General features: G+C 55.6%; 1 protein-coding gene. It reads right to left on the bottom strand.

Going from position 1 to position 329, the window contains the following annotated elements:
- A partial coding sequence (locus tag VF709_RS24970; RefSeq protein ID WP_440232483.1) for a transposase occupies positions 1 to 329 on the bottom strand: 329 nt, incomplete at both ends.

The following is a 329-nucleotide window of genomic DNA, read 5'->3' as shown; positions in this document are numbered from 1 at the left end:
ACTTTCCCGGGCTCATGCCGGATGACTTCTTCTGCCAGACTCAGGTATGACAGAACCCGTCTGTGCCTGATGCTGCTTGCCTGATAGTGCCAGTGTAAACACTGCCTTTCTGCCCTGTAACCTGCCAGCCACATCACCAGGCTTGCCATTGCCGCGACCATATTCAGCACTTCCAGTCGCCCTTTTCCCTGACTCCGGCTCAGCCTCAGACCGAACCCGAAGCGTGGACTTTTGTCGTCCCGGAAGTTTTGTTCTATCTGCATTCTGCGGCTGTACAGGGCCATTATCTGGTGCGGCTCCAGTCCCTCTGCATTACTGAACAGCAGCCA

It is taken from the genome of Enterobacter sp. Lyrl_3 (assembly GCF_051948675.1).
Lineage (GTDB): Bacteria > Pseudomonadota > Gammaproteobacteria > Enterobacterales > Enterobacteriaceae > Enterobacter > Enterobacter cloacae.
This window is presented reverse-complemented; position numbering and strand designations above follow the sequence as displayed.